General features: G+C 43.8%; 20 protein-coding genes and 1 tRNA gene. 9 read left to right on the top strand and 12 right to left on the bottom strand.

What is annotated here, in order from left to right; all coding sequences use genetic code 11:
- Positions 1 to 1,561, top strand: a 1,561-nt coding sequence (locus VIM72_RS20510) for a SulP family inorganic anion transporter (protein WP_332004693.1), incomplete at its 5' end; no start/stop codon positions are given.
- 45 nt (positions 1,562 to 1,606) lie between these two features.
- On the top strand, positions 1,607 to 2,323 hold the full coding sequence (locus VIM72_RS20505; protein ID WP_332004692.1) for a carbonic anhydrase family protein: 717 nt from the start codon (positions 1,607 to 1,609) through the stop codon (positions 2,321 to 2,323).
- Between the two features lie 122 nt (positions 2,324 to 2,445).
- On the opposite strand, the gene VIM72_RS20500 is transcribed toward VIM72_RS20505, so the two are convergent.
- The 3 genes from VIM72_RS20500 to VIM72_RS20490 all read right to left on the bottom strand — a co-directional run bounded on the left by VIM72_RS20500 (position 2,446) and on the right by VIM72_RS20490 (position 5,748).
- The gene (locus tag VIM72_RS20500; RefSeq protein WP_332004691.1) at positions 2,446 to 3,582 is read right to left on the bottom strand and encodes a methionine aminotransferase; all 1,137 of its coding nucleotides are present in this window, start codon (positions 3,580 to 3,582) and stop codon (positions 2,446 to 2,448) included.
- 97 nt (positions 3,583 to 3,679) lie between these two features.
- The gene (locus VIM72_RS20495) at positions 3,680 to 4,771 is read right to left on the bottom strand and encodes a mannose-1-phosphate guanylyltransferase (RefSeq protein WP_332004690.1); all 1,092 of its coding nucleotides are present in this window, start codon (positions 4,769 to 4,771) and stop codon (positions 3,680 to 3,682) included.
- Positions 4,772 to 4,773: 2 nt separating this feature from the next.
- Positions 4,774 to 5,748 carry a KpsF/GutQ family sugar-phosphate isomerase gene (locus tag VIM72_RS20490; protein ID WP_332004689.1) on the bottom strand — a complete coding sequence of 325 codons (975 nt, stop codon included), beginning with the start codon at positions 5,746 to 5,748 and terminating at the stop codon, positions 4,774 to 4,776.
- Between the two features lie 156 nt (positions 5,749 to 5,904).
- On the opposite strand from VIM72_RS20490, the gene recQ reads away from it, so the two are divergent.
- The 3 genes from recQ (at position 5,905) to VIM72_RS20475 (ending at position 9,058) form a co-directional block, all read left to right on the top strand.
- Complete coding sequence (gene recQ, locus VIM72_RS20485) at positions 5,905 to 8,106, top strand: DNA helicase RecQ (protein ID WP_332004688.1); 2,202 nt, start codon at positions 5,905 to 5,907, stop codon at positions 8,104 to 8,106.
- 29 nt (positions 8,107 to 8,135) lie between these two features.
- Positions 8,136 to 8,903 (top strand): DUF3050 domain-containing protein, encoded by a 768-nt coding sequence (locus VIM72_RS20480; protein WP_332004687.1) that lies wholly within the window; start codon positions 8,136 to 8,138, stop codon positions 8,901 to 8,903.
- Between the two features lie 82 nt (positions 8,904 to 8,985).
- A tRNA-Phe gene (locus VIM72_RS20475) sits at positions 8,986 to 9,058 on the top strand.
- Between the two features lie 54 nt (positions 9,059 to 9,112).
- On the opposite strand, the gene VIM72_RS20470 is transcribed toward VIM72_RS20475, so the two are convergent.
- Positions 9,113 to 9,799, bottom strand: a complete 687-nt coding sequence (locus VIM72_RS20470; protein WP_332004686.1) for a hypothetical protein — start codon at positions 9,797 to 9,799, stop codon at positions 9,113 to 9,115.
- Positions 9,800 to 9,928: 129 nt separating this feature from the next.
- Between VIM72_RS20470 and VIM72_RS20465 the strand changes: the two genes are divergently transcribed.
- Positions 9,929 to 10,738 carry a response regulator transcription factor gene (locus VIM72_RS20465; RefSeq protein ID WP_332004685.1) on the top strand — a complete coding sequence of 270 codons (810 nt, stop codon included), beginning with the start codon at positions 9,929 to 9,931 and terminating at the stop codon, positions 10,736 to 10,738.
- A 65-nt stretch (positions 10,739 to 10,803) separates the two neighbouring features.
- Here the strand turns inward: VIM72_RS20465 and VIM72_RS20460 are convergent, their stop codons facing one another.
- Positions 10,804 to 11,628, bottom strand: a complete 825-nt coding sequence (locus tag VIM72_RS20460; RefSeq protein ID WP_332004684.1) for an alpha/beta hydrolase — start codon at positions 11,626 to 11,628, stop codon at positions 10,804 to 10,806.
- Positions 11,629 to 11,704: 76 nt separating this feature from the next.
- On the opposite strand from VIM72_RS20460, the gene VIM72_RS20455 reads away from it, so the two are divergent.
- Positions 11,705 to 12,082, top strand: coding sequence for a helix-turn-helix domain-containing protein (locus VIM72_RS20455; protein WP_332004683.1), 378 nt, complete (start codon positions 11,705 to 11,707; stop codon positions 12,080 to 12,082).
- Positions 12,083 to 12,257: 175 nt separating this feature from the next.
- Here the strand turns inward: VIM72_RS20455 and VIM72_RS20450 are convergent, their stop codons facing one another.
- The 3 genes from VIM72_RS20450 to VIM72_RS20440 all read right to left on the bottom strand — a co-directional run bounded on the left by VIM72_RS20450 (position 12,258) and on the right by VIM72_RS20440 (position 16,097).
- Positions 12,258 to 12,746 (bottom strand): hypothetical protein, encoded by a 489-nt coding sequence (locus VIM72_RS20450; protein WP_332004682.1) that lies wholly within the window; start codon positions 12,744 to 12,746, stop codon positions 12,258 to 12,260.
- A gap of 110 nt (positions 12,747 to 12,856) precedes the next feature.
- Entirely contained in the window at positions 12,857 to 13,657 is an 801-nt protein-coding gene (locus VIM72_RS20445) for a lipid II flippase Amj family protein (RefSeq protein WP_332004681.1), read from the bottom strand.
- 34 nt (positions 13,658 to 13,691) lie between these two features.
- Complete coding sequence (locus VIM72_RS20440; protein WP_332004680.1) at positions 13,692 to 16,097, bottom strand: ABC transporter permease; 2,406 nt, start codon at positions 16,095 to 16,097, stop codon at positions 13,692 to 13,694.
- 303 nt (positions 16,098 to 16,400) lie between these two features.
- Between VIM72_RS20440 and VIM72_RS20435 the strand changes: the two genes are divergently transcribed.
- Both VIM72_RS20435 and cls read left to right on the top strand, forming a co-directional pair.
- Positions 16,401 to 17,354 carry a carotenoid biosynthesis protein gene (locus tag VIM72_RS20435; protein ID WP_332004679.1) on the top strand — a complete coding sequence of 318 codons (954 nt, stop codon included), beginning with the start codon at positions 16,401 to 16,403 and terminating at the stop codon, positions 17,352 to 17,354.
- A 40-nt stretch (positions 17,355 to 17,394) separates the two neighbouring features.
- On the top strand, positions 17,395 to 18,873 hold the full coding sequence (gene cls / locus VIM72_RS20430; RefSeq protein WP_332004678.1) for a cardiolipin synthase: 1,479 nt from the start codon (positions 17,395 to 17,397) through the stop codon (positions 18,871 to 18,873).
- 2 nt (positions 18,874 to 18,875) lie between these two features.
- On the opposite strand, the gene VIM72_RS20425 is transcribed toward cls, so the two are convergent.
- The 4 genes from VIM72_RS20425 to mnmG form a co-directional block, all read right to left on the bottom strand.
- The gene (locus tag VIM72_RS20425; RefSeq protein ID WP_332004677.1) at positions 18,876 to 19,289 is read right to left on the bottom strand and encodes a hypothetical protein; all 414 of its coding nucleotides are present in this window, start codon (positions 19,287 to 19,289) and stop codon (positions 18,876 to 18,878) included.
- A gap of 108 nt (positions 19,290 to 19,397) precedes the next feature.
- The gene (locus VIM72_RS20420; RefSeq protein ID WP_332004676.1) at positions 19,398 to 20,720 is read right to left on the bottom strand and encodes an outer membrane beta-barrel protein; all 1,323 of its coding nucleotides are present in this window, start codon (positions 20,718 to 20,720) and stop codon (positions 19,398 to 19,400) included.
- Complete coding sequence (locus tag VIM72_RS20415; RefSeq protein ID WP_332004675.1) at positions 20,713 to 21,300, bottom strand: RNA polymerase sigma factor; 588 nt, start codon at positions 21,298 to 21,300, stop codon at positions 20,713 to 20,715. Before VIM72_RS20415 ends, VIM72_RS20420 begins: the two co-directional genes overlap by 8 nt.
- Before the next feature lie 392 nt (positions 21,301 to 21,692).
- A complete protein-coding gene (gene mnmG / locus VIM72_RS20410) occupies positions 21,693 to 23,561 on the bottom strand; it encodes a tRNA uridine-5-carboxymethylaminomethyl(34) synthesis enzyme MnmG (RefSeq protein WP_332004674.1) in 1,869 nt (622 codons plus the stop codon).
- Positions 23,562 to 24,101 lie beyond the last annotated feature (540 nt).

Below are 24,101 nucleotides of genomic sequence, written 5' to 3'. Positions count from 1 at the left end.
GGGTATAGCCCTGGCCTCCGGAGCCCCCTTGTTTGCCGGTATGATTTCCGGTATCATCGGCGGCCTGGTGATCGGCTTTTTAAGCGGCTCGCAATTGAGCGTAAGCGGACCGGCGGCAGGTCTTACCGCCGTTGTACTGGTGGCTATCACCAAACTGGGCGCATTCGACGTATTCCTCCTGAGTGTGGTAATAGGCGGCGCCATCCAGCTTATCCTGGGATTAATAAAGGCGGGTACAGTAGCCAACTACTTCCCCTCCAACGTTATCACGGGTATGCTTACCGCTATTGGTATTATCATTATCCTGAAACAGATACCTCATGCATTCGGCTATGATGCCGATTCTGAAGGCGATTTTACTTTTTTCCAGGTAGATGGAGAAAATACTTTCAGCGCTTTGCTGTCCGCAGTTAACCATATTAACCTCGGCGCAACGCTGATCACCATTGTTTCCATTTTCATTATTCTGTACTGGAGCAAGATCCCGAAGCTCAATGTAGTGCCAGCGCCACTGGTAGCAGTAATTACCGGCATATTGCTCAATATGGCATTTTCCGGCAGTGAGCTGCTGGCACTGGGATCTAACCACCTGGTAACTTTACCGGTACCCAGCAGTTTTAGTGATTTCATTGGCCAGTTTACCCTGCCCAATTTCAGCGCCATCACCAATAAAGATGTGTGGATCACTGCGGTAACTATTGCCATAGTAGCTTCTGTGGAAACCCTTCTGAATGTGGAAGCCACGGATAAGCTCGATCCCATGAAGCGTCACACTCCGCCTAACAGGGAGCTGAAAGCACAGGGGATTGGTAATATAATCAGCGGCTTAATCGGCGGTTTACCTATTACATCCGTAATTGTACGCTCCAGCGCCAACATCAATGCCGGCGCCAAAACCAAACTGGCCTCCATGACGCATGGCGCCTTATTGCTGGTTTGTACTGCGTTGATCCCGGTATTGTTAAATAAAATTCCGTTGGCTACCCTGGCGGCAGTATTGCTGGTAACCGGTTACAAATTGTGTAAAATTTCCATTTTCAGGGAAATGTTCAAAAACGGTAAGTATCAATGGGTGCCTTTCGTAGTAACTGTTGTGGCCATCGTATTTACGGATCTGCTGGTAGGTATCGCACTGGGTATGGCTGTAAGCGTAATCGCCATCCTGCGCGGTAATATGAAAAGCTCTTACTATTTCCGGAAAGAGAAATATCATAGCGGCGACAGCATCCGGCTGGAACTGGCACAGGAGGTTTCTTTCCTGAACAAGGCCAGTATCCTGCTTACACTGGATCATATGCCGGAAAACATCACGTTGGTGATTGATGCGCACAAAACGGCGTATATCGACTTTGATGTACTGCAGACCATCCGTGAATTCAAAGACATTAAAGCGCCACAGAAAAATATCAAAGTAATCCTTACGGGGTTTAAATCTGTGTACAATATTCAAAACACACCAGACCTCTCCGCCGAAGAACAAAACCGGCTGAATTCCCCGCAGGTACACACTATTTCTTCCGGTAACCACAAAGAGTTGCTGAAAGAGCTGCAATTGAATTAAAGGTTAACGCCTTTGCCTGAAGTAAAAAAACAACGGATTCCGGTTATGGCTCCGTTCATTTTTCAATTTCAAAAAATGACAATAATGAAGACGCTCAATAAAATATCTCAAGCCAATATCACTCCAAAGAAAGCACTGGAATTGCTAAAAGCCGGTAACACCCGGTTTGTGGATAACCTCCGCGTGAACCGTAATCTTCTTCAAATGGTGAACGATACCTCCGATGGACAATGGCCCATGGCTGCCATTGTAAGCTGTATGGATTCCCGCACCTCTGCAGAATTGATCTTTGACCAGGGGCTGGGCGATATTTTCAGCATCCGTTTGGCCGGCGCCGTTATTTCCGATAATGTGCTGGGCAGCCTTGAGTATGCCTGTAAAGTAGCCGGTTCTAAATTCATTGTAGTGCTGGGCCATACCAAATGCGGCGCTGTTAAAGGCGCATGCGATACCGTGGAAATGGGTAACCTCACCGGCTTACTGAATAAAATAACACCAGCCGTTTTTGCAGAAAAAACAGTTAAGGAAGACCGTACTTCTCACAACAGCCAATTTGTGGAAGCCGTAAATAAGATCCACGTAGAGCGCTCTGTTCAGGCTATTATGGAACAAAGCAACATTCTGCGCGACATGATCCGGAAGGGTGAAGTTGGTATTATCGGCGCCATTTACGATGTGGAAACCGGGATTGTAAGTTTTATGGAACATACCCTGATCCTCGAAAATAATAAACCGGAACAGGCAACAGCAGTAGCTGTTTGACCCGGCGCATTTTATAGAAGAGAATAAGTTTGCTTTTTCGTAAAAAGAGGGAGGCACACTGATAACAAGTTTGATCAATTATTTAAAGGCATTGATCGAACTGTTATTGGCAGCCTCCTTTTTTATATCTGTTGCAACCGCGCTGCAGCCTGTTCCAGTGTTGCCTGCTTCTTTGCAAAGCAAAACCTGATTACATGGTCATCCTTTCCATCCTGGTAAAATGCTGAAACCGGGATTACTGCCACACCAAATTCTTTGGTCATACGAATAGCAAAATCCTTATCTCCTTCCTCCGAGATCCTGTCGTACTTCATCAGTTGAAAATAACTGCCCTGGCTGGCCAGCGGAGTAAAACGGGAGCCCTTCATTAACTCCAGGAAGTAATCTCTTTTCTGCTGGTAAAATGCCGGCAACTCCAGATAATGTGACGGTGTTTCCAGGAATTTTGCAAGACCATACTGCATAGGCGTATTCACGGAAAAGCAGAGGTATTGATGCACTTTCCGGTACTCTTTCATCAGGTGTTCCGGCGCTACACAATAGCCCATTTTCCAGCCGGTATTATGGAATACTTTGCCAAAGGAAAATGTAACAAAGCTGTTGCGGAAAATAGCCGGATAACGTAATATGCTGTGATGCTGCGCGCCGTCAAATACCAGGTGCTCATATACTTCATCCGACAATACCACCAGGTTAAACTCATCCACCAGTTTTTCCAGTTCTTTTATATCATTTTCCTGTAAGATACTTCCCGTGGGATTATGCGGGGTATTAAGCATAATCATCCGGGTGCGGGGCGTAATTTTGCTTCTCACTTCATCCCAGTTGATCCGGTAGCCGGGAAACGACAACGGGATCAATACCGGCACTCCGCCGTTTACCAGTACATTGGGAATATAGCTGTCGTATGCCGGTTCAAAAATGATCACTTCATCACCCGGATGTATACACGTAGCAATCGCTGTAAAAATTGCATAGGTGCCGCCTGGCGTAATCGTTATTTCAGTGTCGGGATTTACTTCCTCTTGATAAAGATGGCTGATTTTCGCGGCAATGGCGTTGCGGAGCTGTGAAAGGCCCGGCATCGGCGCGTATTGGTTATGACCTTGCTGCATGGCTTCATTTACCATTGCCTTCAGGTCGTCGCTGCAATCATAATCGGGAAATCCCTGGGAGAGGTTGATGGCCTGGTGGGAGGCGGCCAGGGCAGACATGACAGTGAATATAGTAGTGCCTACGTTGGGCAGTTTTGAGATCATTGCCGGATTTTTTGATGTTGAAATTCAGACGTTTGTTAGCAGGAAAACTTTCCGCCACTAAATATCTGAATTTCAATATCAAAAAACATAAAAATATTTACAGGAACTTCTCGCCTTTGTTACGCTTGATTTCTCCCACATATTCCTTGATCTGCTGTTCATTTTCTTTTTTGCAGATGAGCAGTACATCCTGGGTATCTATAACGATAAACTCGTCAAGCCCCTGTAAAAGCACCAGCTTTTCATTAGGCACTTTCACCATGCATTTGGTGGCGTCTATTACAACCACATTTTTTCCCTGCACCGCGTTGCCCAGGTAATCTTTTTCCAGGTTCTCGTAGGCAGAGGCCCAGGTTCCCAGGTCGCTCCATCCGAAGTTGGAGGGGATAACATATACGTTGCCGGCTTTTTCCATAATACCGTAATCAATGGAAATGTTGGTGCACTGAGGGTATACTCTCTCTATCACCTCTTTTTCCTGCGGCGTATTGAGTGCAGGAGTGGCCTGTTCAAAGAGTTCATCTATCTCCGGAAGATATTGTTTAAAAGCAGCCAGGATGGTTTTTACATTCCAGACAAAGATGCCGGCGTTCCAAAGGAAATCGCCGCTTTGGAGAAATGTTTTCGCCAGTTCCAGGTTAGGCTTTTCAGTAAAGGTTTTTACCTGGTACACATTATCTGCCACATGTTGTGGCTCAAACTGGATATAGCCATAACCGGTATCCGGGCGGGTTGGTTTGATACCCAGTGTAACCAGGGCGCTGTTCTTCTGCACAAACAGCAATGCGTTTAAACAGGCGCTGGTAAACGCCGGTCCATCCATAATAAGGTGATCTGCCGGCGCACAAATAATGTTGGCCAGCGGGTCCTGTTTATGAATTTTATGAGAGATATAAGCAACACAGGGCGCTGTGTTTTTACGGGATGGTTCGCTCACAATATTGGCTGCGGGCAATTCGGGTAACTGCTCGCCCACCTTCCCGGTATATTGGTGATGCGTTACCACAAATATATTTTCCTTTGGGATGAACTGCGCAAAGCGTTCATAAGTCCATTGGAGGAGGGTTTTCCCTGTGTTCAGGATATCCAGGAACTGCTTGGGATTGTCTGTGCGGCTATGGGGCCAGAACCGGCTGCCTATTCCCCCTGCCATTATTGCCACATAAAAATGGCTGTTCAGCTGTGTCATTTCTAAATAATTCCTTCTCTGATTAAATCATGTAAGTGAATAATACCCTGATATCGTTCCCCATCCATTACCAGCAGTTGTGTAATATCATGCTGGCGCATCATTTCCAGTGCGTTAATGGCCAGTTGATCCTGCTGGATCATTTTAGGGTGAAGCGACATTATATCTTTTGCCGTTACAGCTGCTGTAGGAACTTCTTTCTCCAGCATTCTGCGCAGGTCACCATCTGTAATAATACCCTTCAGTAATCCATTTTCATCCACTACTGCCGTAACTCCCAGCATTTTGGATGAAATTTCCACAATTACCTCTCTTAATGAACTGTTAGCCAATACCTGCGGTGCTTTATGCTGCTTACTGAGATCTCCTACCTTAAGGTACAATTTCTTTCCTAAAGCGCCACCGGGATGGAACTTGGCGAAATCTGCTGCAGTAAATCCGTGCCATTCTATCAGGCAAACCGCCAGGGCATCGCCCATTACCAGCTGGGCAGTGGTGCTGGTAGTAGGCGCCAGGTTATTTGGGCAGGCCTCCTGGCTAACGGTAGTATTCAGTATTAAATCTGCCTCCTGGGCCAAAAACGAGCTGGTATTCCCCACCATGGCGATCAGCGTGTTGCCAAAATTCTTCACCAGGGGTACAAGTACCTTAATTTCAGCAGAAGTGCCGCTTTTAGAGATACACATCACCACATCTTCCTCCCTGATCATCCCCAGGTCGCCATGGATAGCGTCTGCTGCATGCATGAAAAGTGCAGGCGTACCGGTAGAATTAAATGTGGCCACTATTTTTTGCGCAATAATGGCACTTTTGCCAATGCCTGTTACCACCAGCCTTCCCTGGCATTGTGCAATCGTTTCAACAACTTTCTCAAAATCTGCATCTATAAACTGTTGCAAATCATTAATAGCAGATGCCTCCATCGCAATTGTACGCCTGGCTACCTGTCCTATATTGATAGTTTGATTCCTTTTCATGATGATTTACAAATTTATCATTTTTTACCCAGCACTGGAGCGGTTAAGTAATTTATATTGATACTCCGCGCTTTTTTAAGTAACTTCGTGTCCCCTAAAAAACATATAAATATATTTCGTCATTTGTTGGTTCTTTAGAGTTTAAATTTGAATGCAATGGCTGTTGTTAAGGAACGTTTGATGGATGCATTACGCGAACACTTTGGGTTCGATTCCTTCAAGGGAAATCAGGAAAAAATTATAAATAGCATCCTCTCAGGCAAAGATACTTTTGTGATAATGCCAACCGGCGGAGGTAAATCATTATGCTATCAATTACCGGCGCTGATGAAGCCGGGTTGTGCGCTGATCGTTTCACCCCTTATTGCGCTGATGAAAAACCAGGTAGACCTGGTAAGAGGCTACAGCAGTAAGGACAATGTAGCGCACTTTCTGAATTCTACCTTATCCAAGGCGCAGATCAAGAAAGTAAAGGCCGATCTCACAGCCGGGAAAACCAAACTGCTGTATGTAGCCCCGGAAACCCTCACCAAACAGGAAAACCTGGATTTCTTCCGGGAACTGGAGATCTCATTTATTGCAGTAGATGAAGCACACTGTATTTCTGAATGGGGACATGATTTCAGACCGGAATACCGCCGTTTGAAGGAGATGATTGACCAGATCAGTGAAAAACTACCCATCATTGCGCTAACTGCTACTGCCACCCCGAAAGTGCAAAGCGATATCGTAAAGAATCTTGGACTGAATAAAGCCAATATCTTTATTTCTTCCTTTAACCGTCCAAACCTGTATTATGAAATCAGGCCTAAACGCAAGAAGGAACAGACGATCAAGGATATTGTGAAGTTTATACACCAGCATAAAGGCAAAAGCGGCATTATTTATACGCTGAACCGCAAAACCACTGAAGAACTGGCAGATATGCTGGTGGCCAACGGTGTAAAGGCGGTTGCATACCACGCCGGCCTGGATCCTTCCACCAGGGCGCAACGCCAGGATATGTTCCTTCATGAAGACACAGAAGTAATTGTGGCTACCATTGCATTCGGAATGGGAATCGATAAGCCCGACGTTCGCTTCGTTATCCATTACAATATCCCTAAAAGCCTGGAAAATTACTACCAGGAAACCGGCCGCGCCGGCAGGGACGGACTGGAAGGGCATTGTATCTGCTATTATTCCCATAAAGATGTACAGAAACTGGAACATCTCATGCGCGATAAATCGCTCAGCGAACGCGAGATGGGCGCGCAACTGATTAACGAAACCGTGGCCTATGCGGAAAGCGCTGTATGCCGGCGCAAAGTTATTCTCCATTACTTCGGGGAACATTACGATACTGAAAACTGCGGACAATGCGATAACTGCCGCAATCCAAAAGAAAAAATAGAGGTAAAGAACCGGGTAGTGATCATGCTAAAAGCTATCCGCTCGCTTGAAGAACGCTTTGGCAGTGAATATGTAATCAATATCATCACCGGGAAAACCAGCCCGCAGATCAGCACTTACCGCCACGATAAACTTGATGTGTTCGGAGAAGGAAAAGAATTTGATGCGCATTTCTGGAATTCCCTGATGCGCCAGATGATGCTGGAAGGGTTGATAGAAAAAGATATCGAAGAATACGGCTTACTGAAAGTAACCGACAAAGGCGCCAAATTCCTCAAAAAGCCATACTCCATCATGGTGGCGCTGAATCATCAGTTTGATGAAGATGCCATGGATGAAGAGGAAGAAGCCGCTGCAGAAGCGCAGGCATCTGCCGACCCCGTGCTCTTTGAAATGCTGAAAGAGCTGCGCAAAAAAGTATCAAAGGAAAAAAAGCTCCCTCCCTTCGTTATCTTCCTGGAAACATCCCTGGAAGATATGGCCACTCAATACCCTACCACTGTACAGGAACTGGAAAAGATCCAGGGGGTAAGCAAAGGTAAAGCGATCCGCTATGGTAAACAGTTCCTGGATGTGATCACCAAATACGTAGAAGAAAACAATATCACGAAGCCGGACGATTTTGTGATGAAGAGCGTGGTGAATAAAAGCGGGATGAAAGTATTCATCATCCAGAATATCGATAAAAAGATACCGCTCGAAACCATCGCGAAAAATAAAGAGCTCTCCCTCTCCCAGTTACTCGATGAGATGGAAACCATTGTAGCCAGCGGTACCAAACTGAACATTGATTACTGCCTGGATGAAGAACTGGACGACTATGCGCAGGATGAAATCATGGAATATTTCAAAGGATGTGAAACTTCAAGTCTTGCACTCGCCAGGGAAGAACTGATTGAAAATGATTATTCGCTGGAGCAATTAAAGCTGATGCGTATCAAATTCCTGGTAGTATACGGCAACTAATGCCGGTTACCGGGTCTATACCACAACAAATGAGTATCAAACAAATACAGGAAACCATCGCACCTGCCAGGGAGCAGGTTGTAACACACCCTTTATACGCAGAACTGCAAACATTGGATGATGTTCGTGTTTTTATGCAGTACCATGTATATGCCGTATGGGATTTCATGTCATTACTGAAAGGATTACAGCAACAGCTTACCTGCGTTAATGTACCCTGGGTACCCACGGGGAACGCCGCTACCCGTTATCTGATCAATGAAATTGTAACGGGAGAAGAAAGCGATGTAGACAAAGAAGGGAACCGGTGCAGTCACTTTGAGCTTTATGAACGTGCCATGCATCAGGCAGGTGCAGATACCGGACCTATAAACGCAATTATAGCCGGTATAAAAGCCGGTAAAGCCCTTCAGGATATATTGTCCTCAGCGATCCTTCCTGAGGCTGTAAAGGGCTTTCTGAGCTTTACATTCAATGTAATTGCCACCGGCAAGGCGCATATTATGGCGGCCGTATTTACTTTCGGCAGGGAAGACCTGATACCTGACATGTTTCTTGCCCTGGTAAAAGATCTTGATCTGAAGTTTCCCGGGAAGCTGGACACCTTCATTTATTACTTAGAAAGACATATTGAAGTAGACGGTGACCACCATAGCCAGCTGGCCATGCAGATGGTGAGCGAATTATGCGGAACCGATAAAAATAAATGGGATGAGGCAGCTGAATATGCGCGTCAGTCGCTCTATTGGCGGCATGAACTTTGGAGCGCTATACTGGGTGAAAAAGTGATTTTGTAAAATTTCCCCGAAAAAATTTTGCAATTCAAAAGATTGTATTACTTTTGCAATCCCCTCACGAGAGAGGGCAACAAAAACGGATGGTGCGGTAGCTCAGTTGGTAGAGCAAAGGACTGAAAATCCTTGTGTCGCCGGTTCGATCCCGGCTCACACCACAGAAACAAAAAAGGTTTGACGATATCGTCAAACCTTTTTTGTTATAATATTCCTCAGTAAGTTCTTCTGCCACTCCAGGAACCTTTTAAATCAGCTGCTGTATTAGCCCATGTTCCTGATGTATTATCGCCTTCAATAGTTCCCGTGAACGTTGCCCCACTTGTTATTGTACCTGCATTGATCTGATTATTTGAAACAGTACCGTTGGCAATTTCTGTCACATTATCACTGTTTTTTACCAGTGCCTTTACACTATTGTTGTAGATAATTGCATTAAAAATCCCGGTGTCGCTACCAGAAAATGTTCCTTCATAACATCTTACAAGTGCTGTTGACGTCTCTTTAACCACGAGAATAGCCGCGTTAGGGTGGCCATTGATCACAAGATGAGTAATCGCAGGACTGGCGCCGTTAGGCGAAACAGAAAAAGTAAACGTGTTACTCCCGGCAACAAAGTTCACCGTTGTTTCCTGACTTGGTTGAATGGTTTGCGTAGCAGTAAAATTGTATGTTGTGCCGTCTATTTTCAGCATTGCAGCAATCGTGTTGTCGTTATTGATGTTTATGATAATAATACCGCTTGAACCGACAAAAACGCCTTTGTAGATACCGTAATTGCTGTTATCATATTGGGCTTTAGCCGTGGGAGTATCTGCCAGGTTGTTGTTGGAAGGGTGGTCCTTTTTTGAGCAGGCTCCGAAAAAAAATAAAAAAACGAGACTTAGTAATCTAACTTTCATGTTTTAAGTTTTAGGGATACTTTTATACATAAAATTAGACGTTCCGGTTTTCTTCAATGTAGCCCGAAAGGGCTATTTATGTTTAAGATTCCGGTCGTATCTTTAGATAGCACCCCATACGCTGATACAATGCAAAAGTTAACAGGATATTTCGAGTTCCTGCAAAAAATCAGGCAGGTGGAATCGCCTTCTTTTGACTGGTTAAGAAATACATTGGATGACAATGCGCTCAAGCAATATATTCCCATGTACGGCGATCATTTCAGGCATGCCAGAGCCGGGGCTTACCTCCTGGATTATTCACAGCAACGTTATTTGCATTTCGATGAAGCGGCGTGCCGCACGCTGACCGGGTACCGCAGCGATTATCTACTCTCCGGTGGCCTTGAGGCCGGACTGGGCTTGTGGGACAAGAACGATCTCGACGTCTACGACCGGGAAGTCCTTCCGGCTAATCTTGATTTCCTGTCTTCTGTTCCTGTTAAGGAAATTCCACAATATCTATTCGAATGCACTTACCGGGTCCGAAACAAAGCAGGAGAAATAAGGACCGTTTTACAAAAGTCTTTTTTCCTCCATTCTACCAATAAGAAACTGCCGACGCTGGTATGCGGTTATCTTTTCGACCTTACCTCCTACAAAACCGATAACGCGATCACATACCGGGTTCATAAGAACACTGGCAACGGCATTTATCACCAGGTTAAAGACGACATTTTTTTTCCGGCTTTTGAAGACAGGGTTTTAAGCAAGCGGGAAACTGAAATTTTACAGGGATTCTCGCTCCATTATACCATTCAGCAAATAGCCGCCAGGCTACATATAAGCCCGTATACCGTAAAGAACCATTTGAAAAACATCCGGCGTAAAATAAACTGCGAAGACAATGCCCAGTTATATCTTTATGCCCGTAGCCAGGGGTTGCTGAGAAATAAATGATGATAGAAGACTTTTCCGGGGCGATGATACGTCAGGTATTGTATATCGCTGTTCGAGGATCTGCGTTAATTGACCAGCTTACTTCTAAAATACACAAAATGGTAAAGTATAGCCTGCTGCCAATACCCCGCATTGTGATTGCCAGGTTGTACAATATAAGTTATAGGAATTTTCAGGCTATCTGCCACCATTCTCAATTCTAACGTGCCAGGAAACAATATATCATCTGTACCGCAATCAATAATAAAAGGCTTTACATGCTTTTGACTTTTGAGCAAATCAGTAATGCTATATTGGTGCCAGTCATTTTTTCCGGGATCCCCCAATAAGAAGGTAAGATCATTAGTGACCCTGTTGTTATTAAAAAACATCTGGCTTGCCTGCTGCAAAATATGAGCATCTACGATCACCCCGCCGCTTGTACTGCCTGCCGCGTTAAAATAGTCCTGGTGTTTAATGAAATACCGAAGCGCTCCATAACCACCCATGCTCAATCCTGTAATGAAAATATTCCGCCTGTCTATTTTAAAAGCAGCATGAACTTTGGGGACCAGTTCTTTAAAAAAGAAATCTTCCATCCGGGAGCCTTTTTGATAGGGACTATTCACATACCAGGATACAAATCCGTCTGGCAGCACAAGGATCATCTGATACTGGTCAGCGATCTTCTGACAATCTATAATTCCTGCCCACTGGCGATAATTTTCGCTATAGCCATGCAACAGGTACACCAGCGGATACTCTTTCTTTACATCATAGTCAGCCGGTTTAAATATCAATACGGTATCCCGCCTGGTTAGATTTTCAGATTTGATGATCCATTGCTCCTGCGCATTTGCCTTTGCCAGTGTAAAAACTAAGATAATTGCTAATTTAATTGCTGTTTTCATTTTACATTTGAATTAGACAATACAAAACACGCGAAGTTTGGGCTAACCATCAATAACGCTCAAAATTGTGAGTACGATGAAAAAAGAAACATCAAGTAATAGTTTGAATGAGCAGTTCCTGTTTCTGAACTGCGAGCTGAACTCTGCATTAAACGTGATCAGCGGCCGCTGGAAAGCACAGATCGTTTATTCTATCTGGTCCGGAAATGATCGTTTTAGTTTATTAAAACAGGAACTCTCCGCTATTTCTGAACAAGTATTAAGCCGGCAGCTAAAGGAATTGGAAACACACGCCATATTGGTCAAAGTACCCATTCCGGAAACAGTCCCTGCTGGTATAAGTTACCGGCTAACCAGTAAGGGAATTGCGCTTGTACCCATTTTACAAGCCCTGTGCGATTGGGGTAAGCAATATGCCGAAGGAAAATGTATTCAACTTTCAGACGCTTTATAATGGGCTGTCTGCACCTTGCACCAAAGGGTTGATACTGTGTATTCAAAAGTTCCTTATCATTTCCCGGAATTTGAGTACTGGCTATTACCTACTCCCGGAATATATATCTTCCCGGTATGCATATTCATATAGCCTTTTTTACCATCGGGCATTTCTATTAAATCAGGTTATAAACCTATCCCTCCCCTGAATCAACTACTACACCCAATATCTTCCCTATAACTTCTTTCAACTCCTCTACCCTTTCATTAAACCGTTGGCCCGATTGGGTTACCAGTCTTTCAAAAAAATGAATACTGCCATTTTCCACCAGCTGCTCCAATTGTATGATATGATCTTCACAAATCACCCTTTTATCAAACCAGCTTGAGTATAAAACGAAATAATGAATCTCAAAAGCAGACTGGTTAAAATATGACAGGATCTCACGGATATCAAATTCACTATTATCCAATACGAGGTTCAGGTTAATAAGAAAAGACGTATCTGATGCCGTGTGGTACTGTATAACAGATCTGATCCGATGGAGCTGCTCATCCGCGCGGGAATAAGGGCTCCGGGCATTTACCACAATGAATTTCTCGCTCCACAAAGCATCCAGCTTTATTGGTTGTTTGAAGAGGTAAAACTGCTTTCTTTGAAATAAATATTGCAGGGTTCTCATTTTGCCGGAATGAGGGTTACCAACAATGACAAATAATTTCCGTGGGTTAAAATTCATCTTCAAAAAAACACAGAAAATATCAAAAGACTGTTAATCAATTGTGAACAGAATTATACTTTTTCTGCCAGCCAGGCTATCAGTTGCGCGCAGGGAAATAACAGCAACTGCGCCAGTACAGTTCCTGCAATACGCGCAATTACCATATAGGCAACAAATCTCCTGAATGCATCCTGTGAAAGCTTGCCTAACACAACATCATCTGTAAGGATAGACAAATGCGGATCTATAAACAGTACCATTAACACAGTTGCTACACCATTTATTACACCGGATAAGTTACTGGCGGTTGTTCTGTACTCAGGGTTAAGATAGGCAGCATATACACATGATAACACAGCAATGGTTATTATAGCGCTGGCTAATACATTGTAAATAAAAATACGCCACGGCATATCCCTGTGCGCAGGAAGCTCCAGGAACTGCTCTTTTGTTGGCATCCGCATACTCTCCTTAACAAACTGCATTCCCGCACCGGATAAGCCAACATAAAATAACTTGGGGATAGATTTATGCACACTGAAATGCGATACCGCCTTCGACAGCAACCGTTGAAATGTGGGGATCAGCAAAGCCCCCACTACTGCGCCAACTGTACACGATAAAATAATATACCTGAATATGCCGGGGTTAGATGAAACCCCTTGTTTCAGATCCTGTTCTACTGTTTTGGCTAATAATGGCGCCTGCAAAGTATTGGCCGTGCGGGATAAAAGAACAACAATATTAAAAAGAGAAAATGTTATGGCAATTCTTCCTGTTTTTACACCTACCAGCCTGACAGCATATGATATAGTAGTCATCCCGTTAATGAACATAGTAAGGACAAGTACAATAATAACCTGGGTAGCCATTTGGAAAAGTTTAGACGCCCTGCTAAAATACACATTATTCTGTTCTCAGGCTCTTCACCGGGTTAACGGCCCCCAGCCGGTGCGTCATTCCCAGAATAATCATGCCTACCAATACCGACAGGGTGCCACCTACCACCAGGAACGGTAACAAACCAATATCAATCCTGTAGGCATATTCCGTGAGCCAGCTGTTCAACAGGTACCACGATAAAGGCCAGGCAATAATATTGGAAACCAGGATGATCCCGGAAAACTCTTTTATAAACAACAGCAGTATGTTCAGACCTGATGCGCCGAGTACTTTTCTTATTCCCATCTCCTTACTCCTCTTTGCAATACTCATGGTAACAATTCCCAGCACCCCAAGTAACACTATCATCAATGATACAACAGTGGCCGCCTTCGCCGCTTTCTGCATCTGTGTTTCCGTTTCATACAGTCTTGCTATACTGTCGTCCAGGAACCTGAAATCAAAAGGAGCATCCGGGAAAACCTGCTGCCATTTCCGCTGTAATGCGGCTATCTGCGCAGAGGTGTTGCCTGGATTAAAACGGAACGACAAATACCGGTATAAACCCGCCACTTTCACAGGCTGAAAATAAACCGGTGTAATGGCATCGTGCAATGTTCCAAAATGAAAGTCGCGGGTAACGCCGCTCACATGTAACACCCGGCTGAAATTATGCAACCGCAGGGGCTTGCTGATCGCCTCCTCTGCGTTTCTCCATCCCAGCGCTTTTACGGCAGCTTCATTAATAACAATTTTTGCAGAATCAGCGGCTGTGCCGTCATAAAATTTTCCTGCATCCAGTTTTATATCATAGGTAACCAGGTAACGCTCATCTGTTGTAAGCGTAACGGCGGAAACAGCGGCACTGGAATCATTCTCCGGCCGGTAAATCCTGTTTGCCCCACTGGCCGCTCCATCAGGAATTTCATAAGCAAATGTTGCATCCTTTATTTCCGGCATTGCCCGGAACTCATCCCTCATACGCTCCATATGTGCTACGCCAGCAGCCGTCCAGTCGCGGGGCACAGCGGCCGTTACCACCTTTTCTTTATTATATCCAAGGTCTGAATTGAAAAAGAAAGCCACCTGCCTGTCTATCACAATGGCAGCAATAAATACTACAATGGCAGCTACAAACTGTATTGCAACAAGCGACCGCCTGAATAATAATTTCTCTTTCACATTCTTCATTTTGCCTTTCAAAGCGGTTACTGAAGGCTGTGCAGATAGTATAAATGCAGGGTATATACCGGCAAGCAAACCGGTAAATCCTATCACTACAAGCGGCAATACTGCAAACCAGGCCGGAAAGGCAGACAAGCCCGGGATATCTTTCCCTATAATCTGACCGAATAACGGCCGCAGCATAAAAAACAACCCCAACGATACAATACATGAAAAAGCAACTACCAGCACTGATTCGGTAATAAACTGGAACACCAGCTGTTGCCGCCTTCCTCCCATCGCTTTCCGTACACCAATTTCCTTTAGTCTCGTTAAAGAATTACCAATAGAAATGTTGACAAAATTTATCACGGCCATCAGCAGAATAAACAATGCTACCAGCGAAAAAATAGCCATCATTTTTCCTGCAAGCCCTTTATACATCGTGATGTAGCAATCCTTCAAAGCTACCGGCGTCACCTCCAGCGAGTGCTGAATTTCAGCAGTGGTATTAGTGGTCAGCAATGTTTTTATGGGTTCCTTTAACTGTTCAGCAGTAACCCCGGGTTTCAGCAATATATACCCTACAATATTGGGAGACAACCAGCTTGTAAACCCAAACTCACGGCCAAAATAACGGATACTGCCGGGCGACAGGAATATTTCATTTCCCGGCTTAAAGAAGTTGGTAACTGTATTAAAAGGAAGATCTTTTATTACAGCGGTTATCTCAAAATTATCATTCCTTCCATCAAAAGATTGAATCTTTATCAGCTTCCCCACTACATCTGTTCTTCCAAAATACTGCCGGGCCTTCTTTTCAGTAAGTACTACCGCATTGGGTTTATCCATAGCGGTATGCGGATCGCCATAAACTACAGGGAAATTAAAGATCTCAAAAAAAGTAGCATCTCCCGGCTGCACGCCTTCCCGGAAAAGCTTATCCCCAGCAGAAATTACCACGTTGATCCCATCATGGGCATAAGCCTTTTCAATAAGCGATGGATAATTATCCTGTAACGATTTAGTTAGCGGTCCTAATGTTGCAATCTCTACTCCCGTTTCCGGATTGGCCCACTTACTTTTCAACAGGAAAATGCGGTCGTTGTTTTTAATGAAATGGTTCACCTGGTACTCCCCCCAGGTGTATGCTCCAATCAATAATACAATGGTGATCCCGATAGCTAATCCCCAGATATTTACCACAGCAAAAAAACGATTCTTCCCCATATTTCTCCAGGCAATCAGAAAGTAATTTCTTATCATAACCAGAAAATATATTCGTTGCCCCGCGAAAAAAATGCCGCGCTTTAACCTATTAGCAATCAATACCGTTATGAGTAGTTTTTGTTCGCTAACGGACAGTTTTTGTTCATTTTTGTAACTCTTTCCCTGGAACATATTCATCCTATCATTTAAATTATGCACTGACTCCTCTGAGTTAACAACTGAACAATATTTTCATATGGCATGTCCTGTTTTCTATAATACCGGGAACAGGACATTTTCTTTTGATAAAAAAGTAATCACGCACGATTTACTATCTTCAATACTTCAAACTACAGGGATATGCTTCCTTTTGCCAATATGCCTTATGGTAGTGCCCCCGGATATTGCTTTCCGTTAACGGAGATCTGCATGTACCTGCTGTTGCTTTTATGTGGCTGGCATGCAATAAAAAGGGGAACACCGCAGGTAGCCTGGTTGTTGGGAGCGCTTTGTTTCGGACTACTGCTGGAATATGTGAATGTGGCTACCAATAGCGGCTATGTATATGGTCAGTTCTGGCTCATGCTTGGAAAAGCGCCCCATAATATTCCATTTTGTATTGGTTGTGGCTGGGCGGTTATCATTTATTCATCACGCTTATTTACAGATAATTTCGCATTGCCGGTATGGGCCGCAGCAGCGCTCGACAGCCTGCTGGCACTGAACATTGACGGGAGTATGGATGTAGTGGCCTATCGCCTGCATATGTGGCACTGGGATTGGGCAGGGAGGGGATATGCTTCGGAAACACTCACAGGTCAGTGGTTTGGCGTGCCGTATGCAAATTTTTACGGTTGGTTGCTGGTAGTATTTTTTTATTCGTTCTTTGGCCGGCTGCTTGAAAAAGTGGCCCTTACAAGGATATGGAGAGCCGTATTGCCTTTGCTTTCCATTATCCTTTCCCAGGCGGCCCTGTGGGTATTCTTATTTCCGCTGGCCGATCTGCTGAAGCAGGTATTTGGCATCAGCAGTATACAAAGGCTCATTGCCTTACTGATAATATTAATGCTATTGGCAGCTGCTGGCTTTGCTAAGAAGAATAAAAGGATTGCCTGTTATTTTCCTCCGGCAGCATGGATAGTACCTTTATGGTTCCACGTATATTTCCTGACATGGTTATTTTTGGGTGGCTTCTCGGGCGAGAGTAGCGGGATGACGATCTTTTCCCTGTTGAATGCGATGGCCGGTATATTCATTCATTTACCTGTGCTGATAAAGAAGCGGCCTGTAACCATTTTAGTGGAAACGTGTTAATATTGAATATCTTATTTTACAGCTTAAATAATACTTACTGGTGGGAACACTGATCGGTTATCTAACAGGTGCTGAATGGCATATTTATATAAAAATTGGCAGTATTGTTTTGCTGATCCTTATTTTCATTGGTTTAATTGCCACTATCCTGCTTGAAAACCGTAACCCTGTAAAGGCAATCGGCTACATCCTGGTGCTGGTGTTCATTCCCGTGGTAGGATTGATCGTTTATTATTACCTGGGCCGCGATTTACGCAAGAGAAGGAGGTTTACACTGAAAGGCAGTAAAGATGAGGTATTATTTTCCAGGTATTGGGAATCGCAAAAACCATTGATAGAACAAATGCAGGTGGAGCTCCGCCGGTTTGCGGGAAATAAACAGGAAATTTCTGCCATGCTGCTTAACACCAGGCAGTCTATTTTAAGTAAAAATAACAGGGTACAATTACTGATTAACGGCGAGGAAAAATTCCCTGTGGTTTTCAGCGCATTGCGCGCCGCAAAACATCATATTCACATTGAATACTACATGATTGCCGCGGATGATGTTGGCAACCAGGTAACAGATATCCTGATTGAAAAACTGAACGAGGGCGTGCAGGTGCGTTTTCTGTACGACGATATGGGCAGTGACCGGATTGGTGACATTCCTGAGCGGTTAAAAGCGCATGGCGCCAGTGTATATCCTTTCTCACCGGTGCTGGTAGATTTTTACCTGAATGCCAATTACAGAAATCACCGGAAAATTATTGTGATAGATGGCAGGGTTGGCTTCGTAGGAGGTATCAATCTGGATGAGCGCTACATCAATAACGGCAAGCACCCTACTTTCTGGAGAGATACACATCTAAAAATTGAAGGCGATGCTGTGAATATTTTACAACTGCAGTTTTTGATGAGCTACCGTTACTGCAGTAAAGAAGTGTTTCCTTTTGCTGCACCGTTTTTTGGCCGGTCGGACCTCACCGGTACCTGTTTTGTGGATATTGTTGCCAGCGGGCCGGATTCAGAGTGGCCTGTGGCCATGCAAAGCATACTGATGGCTATCAATGTAGCCAAAAGAAGGATCAGGATTGCCAATCCCTATTTTATTCCCACAGAGGAACTGCTTACTGCGTTGCAAATGGCTGCTTTATCCGGCAAAGATGTACAGCTGATGTTGCCATTAAAAGGTGATTCCTATATTGTGCAACACGCAGCCCTCTCCTATCTGAAACCTTTGCTGGCTGCAGGTGTAAGAATTTTCTTTTATACCCGTGGGTTCATTCACGCCAAAACAATGGTTATAGACGATAACCTTGCCTGGGTAAGTTCTGTTAATTTTGACAACCGCAGCTTTTACCTGAATTGCGAAATAGGCGCTTTGATCTATGATAATGAGGTGGCCAGCCAGCTGAATAAGGTGTTTGAAGAAGACCTGGTATATTCCGTTCCTGTCCAGGAAACCCGGTGGAATAAACGTAACGTTTTAAAACGGTTTATGGACGCCGTGTGCCGTCTGCTTACACCGCTATTATAGGCTTAATACTTCTCTTCATCCGGATCGAGGAACTCACCATTGTCTTCTTCGAGATCCTCGTGCCTGTCGCCTCCTATGCTGTAAATATTATTTTCTTCGTCCTCCTCACCAATAGCTTCCGATTCGTCGTCCAGTTCAGCACCGGGTATATCCAGGTCGTCGCCTGTTTTGTCCTGCCTCCAGGTTTCTTCCTGTTCGTCATTTTCTTTGAACTTTTTCTTATCCGGCTGTAATTCACTGTTTCTGCGGAAAGACCCTGTCACTTCATTAATATCAAGATCCACTTCACTGTCCCTGTTCTTCCTGTTCATAATATCTTCACTGGCAGGATACTCGGGGTATCCGGGGAACTGATCTTCCTCTTTTTTGGGCAGTTGTTTATCTTCTTTTCCTGTTTTATTCTTTTTATTACTCATAACCAGGTTTTTAGTGATTAAAAACGCAGAAAATGCCATGCCATATTGTGTAGCAGGCATTGTATCAGGAAGATAACAAAGCAGGATAACGATTGTTTACAGGGTAGATCAGCGTTTTTTTCCTACAAGATTTAATTGCAGCGATAAACCGGCAGAGTACAGTTTTACCTGTCCTGCTCCCACCCCATGCAGTGGAATTTTTGCATAAGGTTGTACCCCAACAATTAATCTTCTTCCCGCCGGATGCTGGTAAAGGGCTCCTACATTCAGTATAGCGAGATAATGCTGGTTTTCATTACTTACCGACCAATCTTTTTCCGGAGTGTACTTGTAGATATACTGGTATTTTTCTTTCAGCATAATATAATTCGACATGCCCAGTGTGGCGCTCACCGTGTTGTTCTTTACCTGCAAAAATGTATAGTTAATATTCACTGGTATATCGAGTACATCACAATTGGCATTTATCTTAACAAGGTCGTATGGATTACTATAATTGGGATTGTTATAATCACTGCGGGTGGCGCCGTATAATTTTTTGCTATACACCACACCACTTGTCACAAACCAACGCTCGTTAAAATAATAGTGAGCCAGTGCCCCTATATTAAAGCCAACGTTACCATACTTAAACGATGGAGCAACATTCAGGTCCGGGCCTAATGTTACTCCGAAGTAAAGTCCTTTTGAATTAATTTTCCGCCGTACAATTTTATTTTGCTGACCTGGCTGTAACTCAGTATGCAAAGGTATTTCGGACGGTTGTCCAATTTTCGTATATACGTTATAGTTATTACTCCTTTTTGTATTCAGTAACTTAAGAGCGGAATATCCTGTAGTGGAATCAACAGCTTCTTTATTTATTATTCCTTGCGCCCCGGTGTTTATACCAGGCGCCTGGTGATCGTTATCAGTCGTTTCTTTATCTGTTTTGTTTGTTTTTGGCAGATAGGTACCTGCGGGCAACGGGGTTTGCTGACGGCCGGTAATTGCTGTTGCTGTATTTGTTTTTGGCAGATGATTACCTGATGAGGATATATTTTGCTGTTGAATGGATTTGTTTACTGTTGCATCTGTTTTTTCCAGTGGTTGTTGCTGTATTTCCTTTTCCGTTGGGGTAATCGTTTGCGGCAAACGAAGGGAGTTACTGTCTGTTGCATCATTGCTTGGTCCGTTGATAGCAGCGCTTTGCTCATTCCGGGGGCTCACTGTTGCACGTGAAACGGTTTTATCCGCTTCAGGCGGCTGCATGATCCACCAGCCGAGCCCTCCCAGTACCGGCAATAATAACAGCCACCACCAGGCAGCCGGGCGTTTTTTATTATTCCCGGCATCCAGCAGTGATTCCATTTTCTTCCAGGCATCCTGGTCGAATGGAATATCAGCTTCATTCAGCTTACTACGGATACTATTTTCAAATTCGTCATTCATTTTTGTATAAGGGCATATTTATGTCTACTCCATTGGTAGTACTCGTGGAAGCTTTTATAATCCTGTCTTTCAGTATCTTTTTTGCCTTGAATAAATTCGATTTGGATGTTCCTTCAGATATCCGCAACATGTCCGCTATTTCCTGGTGTTGGAACCCCTCCATCACATACAGGTTAAAAACAGTTCTGTAGGCAGGCGGTAAGGTCTGCACATGCTTCAGCAATTCATCATAAGATAATTTATCAATTATTTTTTCATCTGTTCCTGGTTCCTGTATCTGGTTGATATCATCTGTAAAAACGAGTTTCTTTTTACCTCTTAAAAAATCGATAGAGGTATTCACCATAATTCGGGCCAGCCATGTTTTAAATGACCGGGAAGTATCAAATGTTTCAATGTGGTGGAATATTTTAAGAAATCCGTCGTTCATGATTTCAACAGCCTCATCTCTGTTTTGCGAATACCGCAAACAGATACTTAATGCATAGCCAAAAAAGTTACGGTATAGCACTTCCTGGCTGCTGCGTTCTTTTTTGCAGCAACCGGCAATCAATTCATTAATATTATTCAGCTCATGCACAAAAATATTCTTGCCTGCTTTTTGGTATTAGGTGCGTTTTGTTTTCTTCTCTGAAAATGATGATGTGATAAAAAATCCAAACTGAAAATAGATACGGCAGAGGACAACAAAAGGTTGCTTTCACCGGAAAATAATTCTTTTGGCTAAAAAATCACGTTTTTAGCCCTTTTTACAAAGTTAGGTGCATTTAGAACACTAACATCCAACTCAACCGGGATAATCGAATTTTGCCCTGTTTCTGAAGGTCGTTTTTCCGGCTGATTTTGATATTTTTATGCCTGGGTCGGCTAAAATAGAAAGGAAATCGCCTTAAGGTTTTTACGCTATCAGGTGTATCTAATAAAAAGGGTGTATCAAAGTTTGATACACCCTTCAGATAATAAGTAACTATTTTACCGTCCCATATAAACCATGAGGATCTGTACATCGCTTGGATTGACCCCGCTTATACGACTCGCCTGACCTAAAGTATGTGGGCGGATTTTATTGAACTTTTGTCTAGCTTCGTTCGACAGTGAAACCAGTTTTGCATAATCGAAGTTAGAAGGTATCACCAGGTCTTCAAGCTGGCTCATTTTCTGAACCAGTTCATTTTCCTTTTCAATATATACATCATACTTGATCTGGATCTCTGCCTGTTCCAGGATATCCTTATTAAATCCGGAGAGCGCATTTCCTATTTTTTCCACGCGGTCTTTCATCGCAAAAATATCGAGCCCGGGACGTAATAGTATTTGATGCGCTTTCTGTTTCTGTGTAAGTGGAGCTGAAGACCTTTCCTCCAGGAGATTGCTTATTTCTTCCGGTTCAATTGACAATTCTTTCAGGATACGTTTAATATCCTCAACTCCCTGCTTTTTCTCCTGTACTTTCTGCATTCTTTCTTCGGAAGCAAGTCCCATTTTATAGCTTCTTTCTGTCAGTCGAAGATCTGCATTATCCTGGCGTAAAAGCGTTCTGAACTCTGCCCTTGAGGTAAACATGCGATAAGGTTCTTCTGTGCCTTTATTAATCAGGTCATCGATCAATACCCCTATATATGCTTCACTCCTTTTGAGCACAAAAGGATCCTCTTCCCGTGCCTTCAGATGTGCATTTATCCCTGCCATAATACCCTGGCATGCAGCTTCCTCATACCCGGTAGTACCATTTATCTGACCTGCAAAAAAGAGATTTTGTACCTGCTTCGTTTCCAGGGAAAACTGGAGCTGTGTTGGTGGGAAAAAATCATACTCAATAGCATAACCCGGACGGAACATGCGGCAATTTTCAAATCCCGGAACCAGGCGAAGCGCCTTCATTTGTACTTCTTCCGGTAAGGAGGTAGAGAAGCCATTTACATATATTTCCACGGTATCCCAGCCTTCAGGTTCTACAAATAACTGGTGGCGTTCCCTTTCTGCAAAGCGGTTTATTTTATCTTCTATACTTGGGCAGTAACGGGGACCTGTTCCCTGGATACGTCCCTGGAACATAGGAGATCTGTCAAAACCGGTACGCAGCATTTCATGTACTGCATCGCTGGTATAAGTGATCCAGCAACTTCTTTGTTGAGCAGGTTTAATTTTCTCTATGTCCAGGTAAGAAAATCCTACAATTTCATCATCGCCTTTTTGCTCCTCCATTTTAGAATAGTCGAGGCTTCTTCCATCAATACGTGGAGGCGTACCTGTTTTCAGGCGATCACTTTCAAAGCCCAGGGCAACAAGTTGTTCTGTTATACCAGTGGCTGCTTTCTCTGCTACCCTGCCACCTCCAAACTGTTTATCCCCGATATGGATTACCCCATTAAGAAATGTTCCGTTGGTGAGCACTACGGCTTTGGCCTGAATTTCATGGCCTAATCCTGTAATAACGCCATAACATCTTCCGTCTTTCACGAGGAGCCCCTTTACCATATCCTGGTAAAAGTCCACGTTGGGCGTTTTCTCCAATGCTTCTCTCCATTTTGCAGCGAAAAGCATGCGATCGTTTTGTGTACGCGGGCTCCACATAGCTGGTCCTTTGGAGCGATTAAGCATACGGAATTGGATCATAGACTGATCCGTAACTATACCGGAGTACCCACCCAATGCGTCTATTTCTCTTACAATCTGTCCTTTTGCAATACCACCCATAGCAGGATTACAACTCATTTGAGCAATGGTTTGCATATTCATGGTTACCAATAAAACTTTGGACCCCATATTGGCAGCAGCGGCTGCAGCTTCACAGCCGGCATGCCCTGCGCCCACAACTATAATATCGTATGATGGAAACATAATCAATTTAGAAAGTGCAAAATTACGGAGAAGAAGGGAGAATTGAGCCTTTAAAGTGAATGTTCCACGTGGAACATTTGGAAGTTCAACTATTAGTGGAAATTCCGGTTACCTGGAAGTAAAAGCTGAGGTTGCCTAAGTTTGAAGGTTCATTTTACATCCGTCTCACATAGCGGTGCTCCCAACAAAACGAGCATCAAAGTAGTTGATCACTTGGGAATACGTTAACTCCCAGACCAGGTATCAACGTTCCACGTGAAACATATGAGTAAATTAAACTGTCAGATAATCGCCAGAAGGGAATCCCATAATAATTATACATTGATAAAATAGTCAACGCCGAATAAACAATTCACCCCGATAAAGTATTGTCAACCGCCTCCAGATCAAAACGGATGTCTTATTCCCGGCAGACATTCCTAAGCAACACAAACATAAACTGAATTAATTCAGTTTTTCGCCGATGCAATTTCATACTCGACCGCTAAAAGGAAAATTCCATCGAAAAATAAAAGTTAAACTAATAAGCTCCACTCCTGC

The organism is Chitinophaga sp., assembly GCF_036569185.1.
Classification (GTDB): domain Bacteria; phylum Bacteroidota; class Bacteroidia; order Chitinophagales; family Chitinophagaceae; genus Chitinophaga.
Note: the sequence above shows the minus strand (reverse complement) of the source record. Positions and strands in the feature narration are given on the sequence as shown.

Coding starts and splice junctions, on each gene's coding strand:
- VIM72_RS20490 (WP_332004689.1), bottom strand. CDS start 5,748: ATGAAAAGGAATCAAACTATCAATATAGGACAGGTAGCCAGGCGTACA.
- VIM72_RS20440 (WP_332004680.1), bottom strand. CDS start 16,097: ATGATAAGAAATTACTTTCTGATTGCCTGGAGAAATATGGGGAAGAAT.
- VIM72_RS20465 (WP_332004685.1), top strand. CDS start 9,929: ATGCAAAAGTTAACAGGATATTTCGAGTTCCTGCAAAAAATCAGGCAG.
- VIM72_RS20445 (WP_332004681.1), bottom strand. CDS start 13,657: ATGGCTACCCAGGTTATTATTGTACTTGTCCTTACTATGTTCATTAAC.
- VIM72_RS20480 (WP_332004687.1), top strand. CDS start 8,136: ATGAGTATCAAACAAATACAGGAAACCATCGCACCTGCCAGGGAGCAG.
- VIM72_RS20460 (WP_332004684.1), bottom strand. CDS start 11,628: ATGAAAACAGCAATTAAATTAGCAATTATCTTAGTTTTTACACTGGCA.
- VIM72_RS20435 (WP_332004679.1), top strand. CDS start 16,401: ATGCTTCCTTTTGCCAATATGCCTTATGGTAGTGCCCCCGGATATTGC.
- VIM72_RS20420 (WP_332004676.1), bottom strand. CDS start 20,720: ATGAATGACGAATTTGAAAATAGTATCCGTAGTAAGCTGAATGAAGCT.
- VIM72_RS20455 (WP_332004683.1), top strand. CDS start 11,705: ATGAAAAAAGAAACATCAAGTAATAGTTTGAATGAGCAGTTCCTGTTT.
- recQ (WP_332004688.1), top strand. CDS start 5,905: ATGGCTGTTGTTAAGGAACGTTTGATGGATGCATTACGCGAACACTTT.
- VIM72_RS20450 (WP_332004682.1), bottom strand. CDS start 12,746: ATGAGAACCCTGCAATATTTATTTCAAAGAAAGCAGTTTTACCTCTTC.
- VIM72_RS20505 (WP_332004692.1), top strand. CDS start 1,607: ATGGCTCCGTTCATTTTTCAATTTCAAAAAATGACAATAATGAAGACG.
- VIM72_RS20470 (WP_332004686.1), bottom strand. CDS start 9,799: ATGAAAGTTAGATTACTAAGTCTCGTTTTTTTATTTTTTTTCGGAGCC.
- VIM72_RS20500 (WP_332004691.1), bottom strand. CDS start 3,582: ATGATCTCAAAACTGCCCAACGTAGGCACTACTATATTCACTGTCATG.
- VIM72_RS20425 (WP_332004677.1), bottom strand. CDS start 19,289: ATGAGTAATAAAAAGAATAAAACAGGAAAAGAAGATAAACAACTGCCC.
- mnmG (WP_332004674.1), bottom strand. CDS start 23,561: ATGTTTCCATCATACGATATTATAGTTGTGGGCGCAGGGCATGCCGGC.
- VIM72_RS20495 (WP_332004690.1), bottom strand. CDS start 4,771: ATGACACAGCTGAACAGCCATTTTTATGTGGCAATAATGGCAGGGGGA.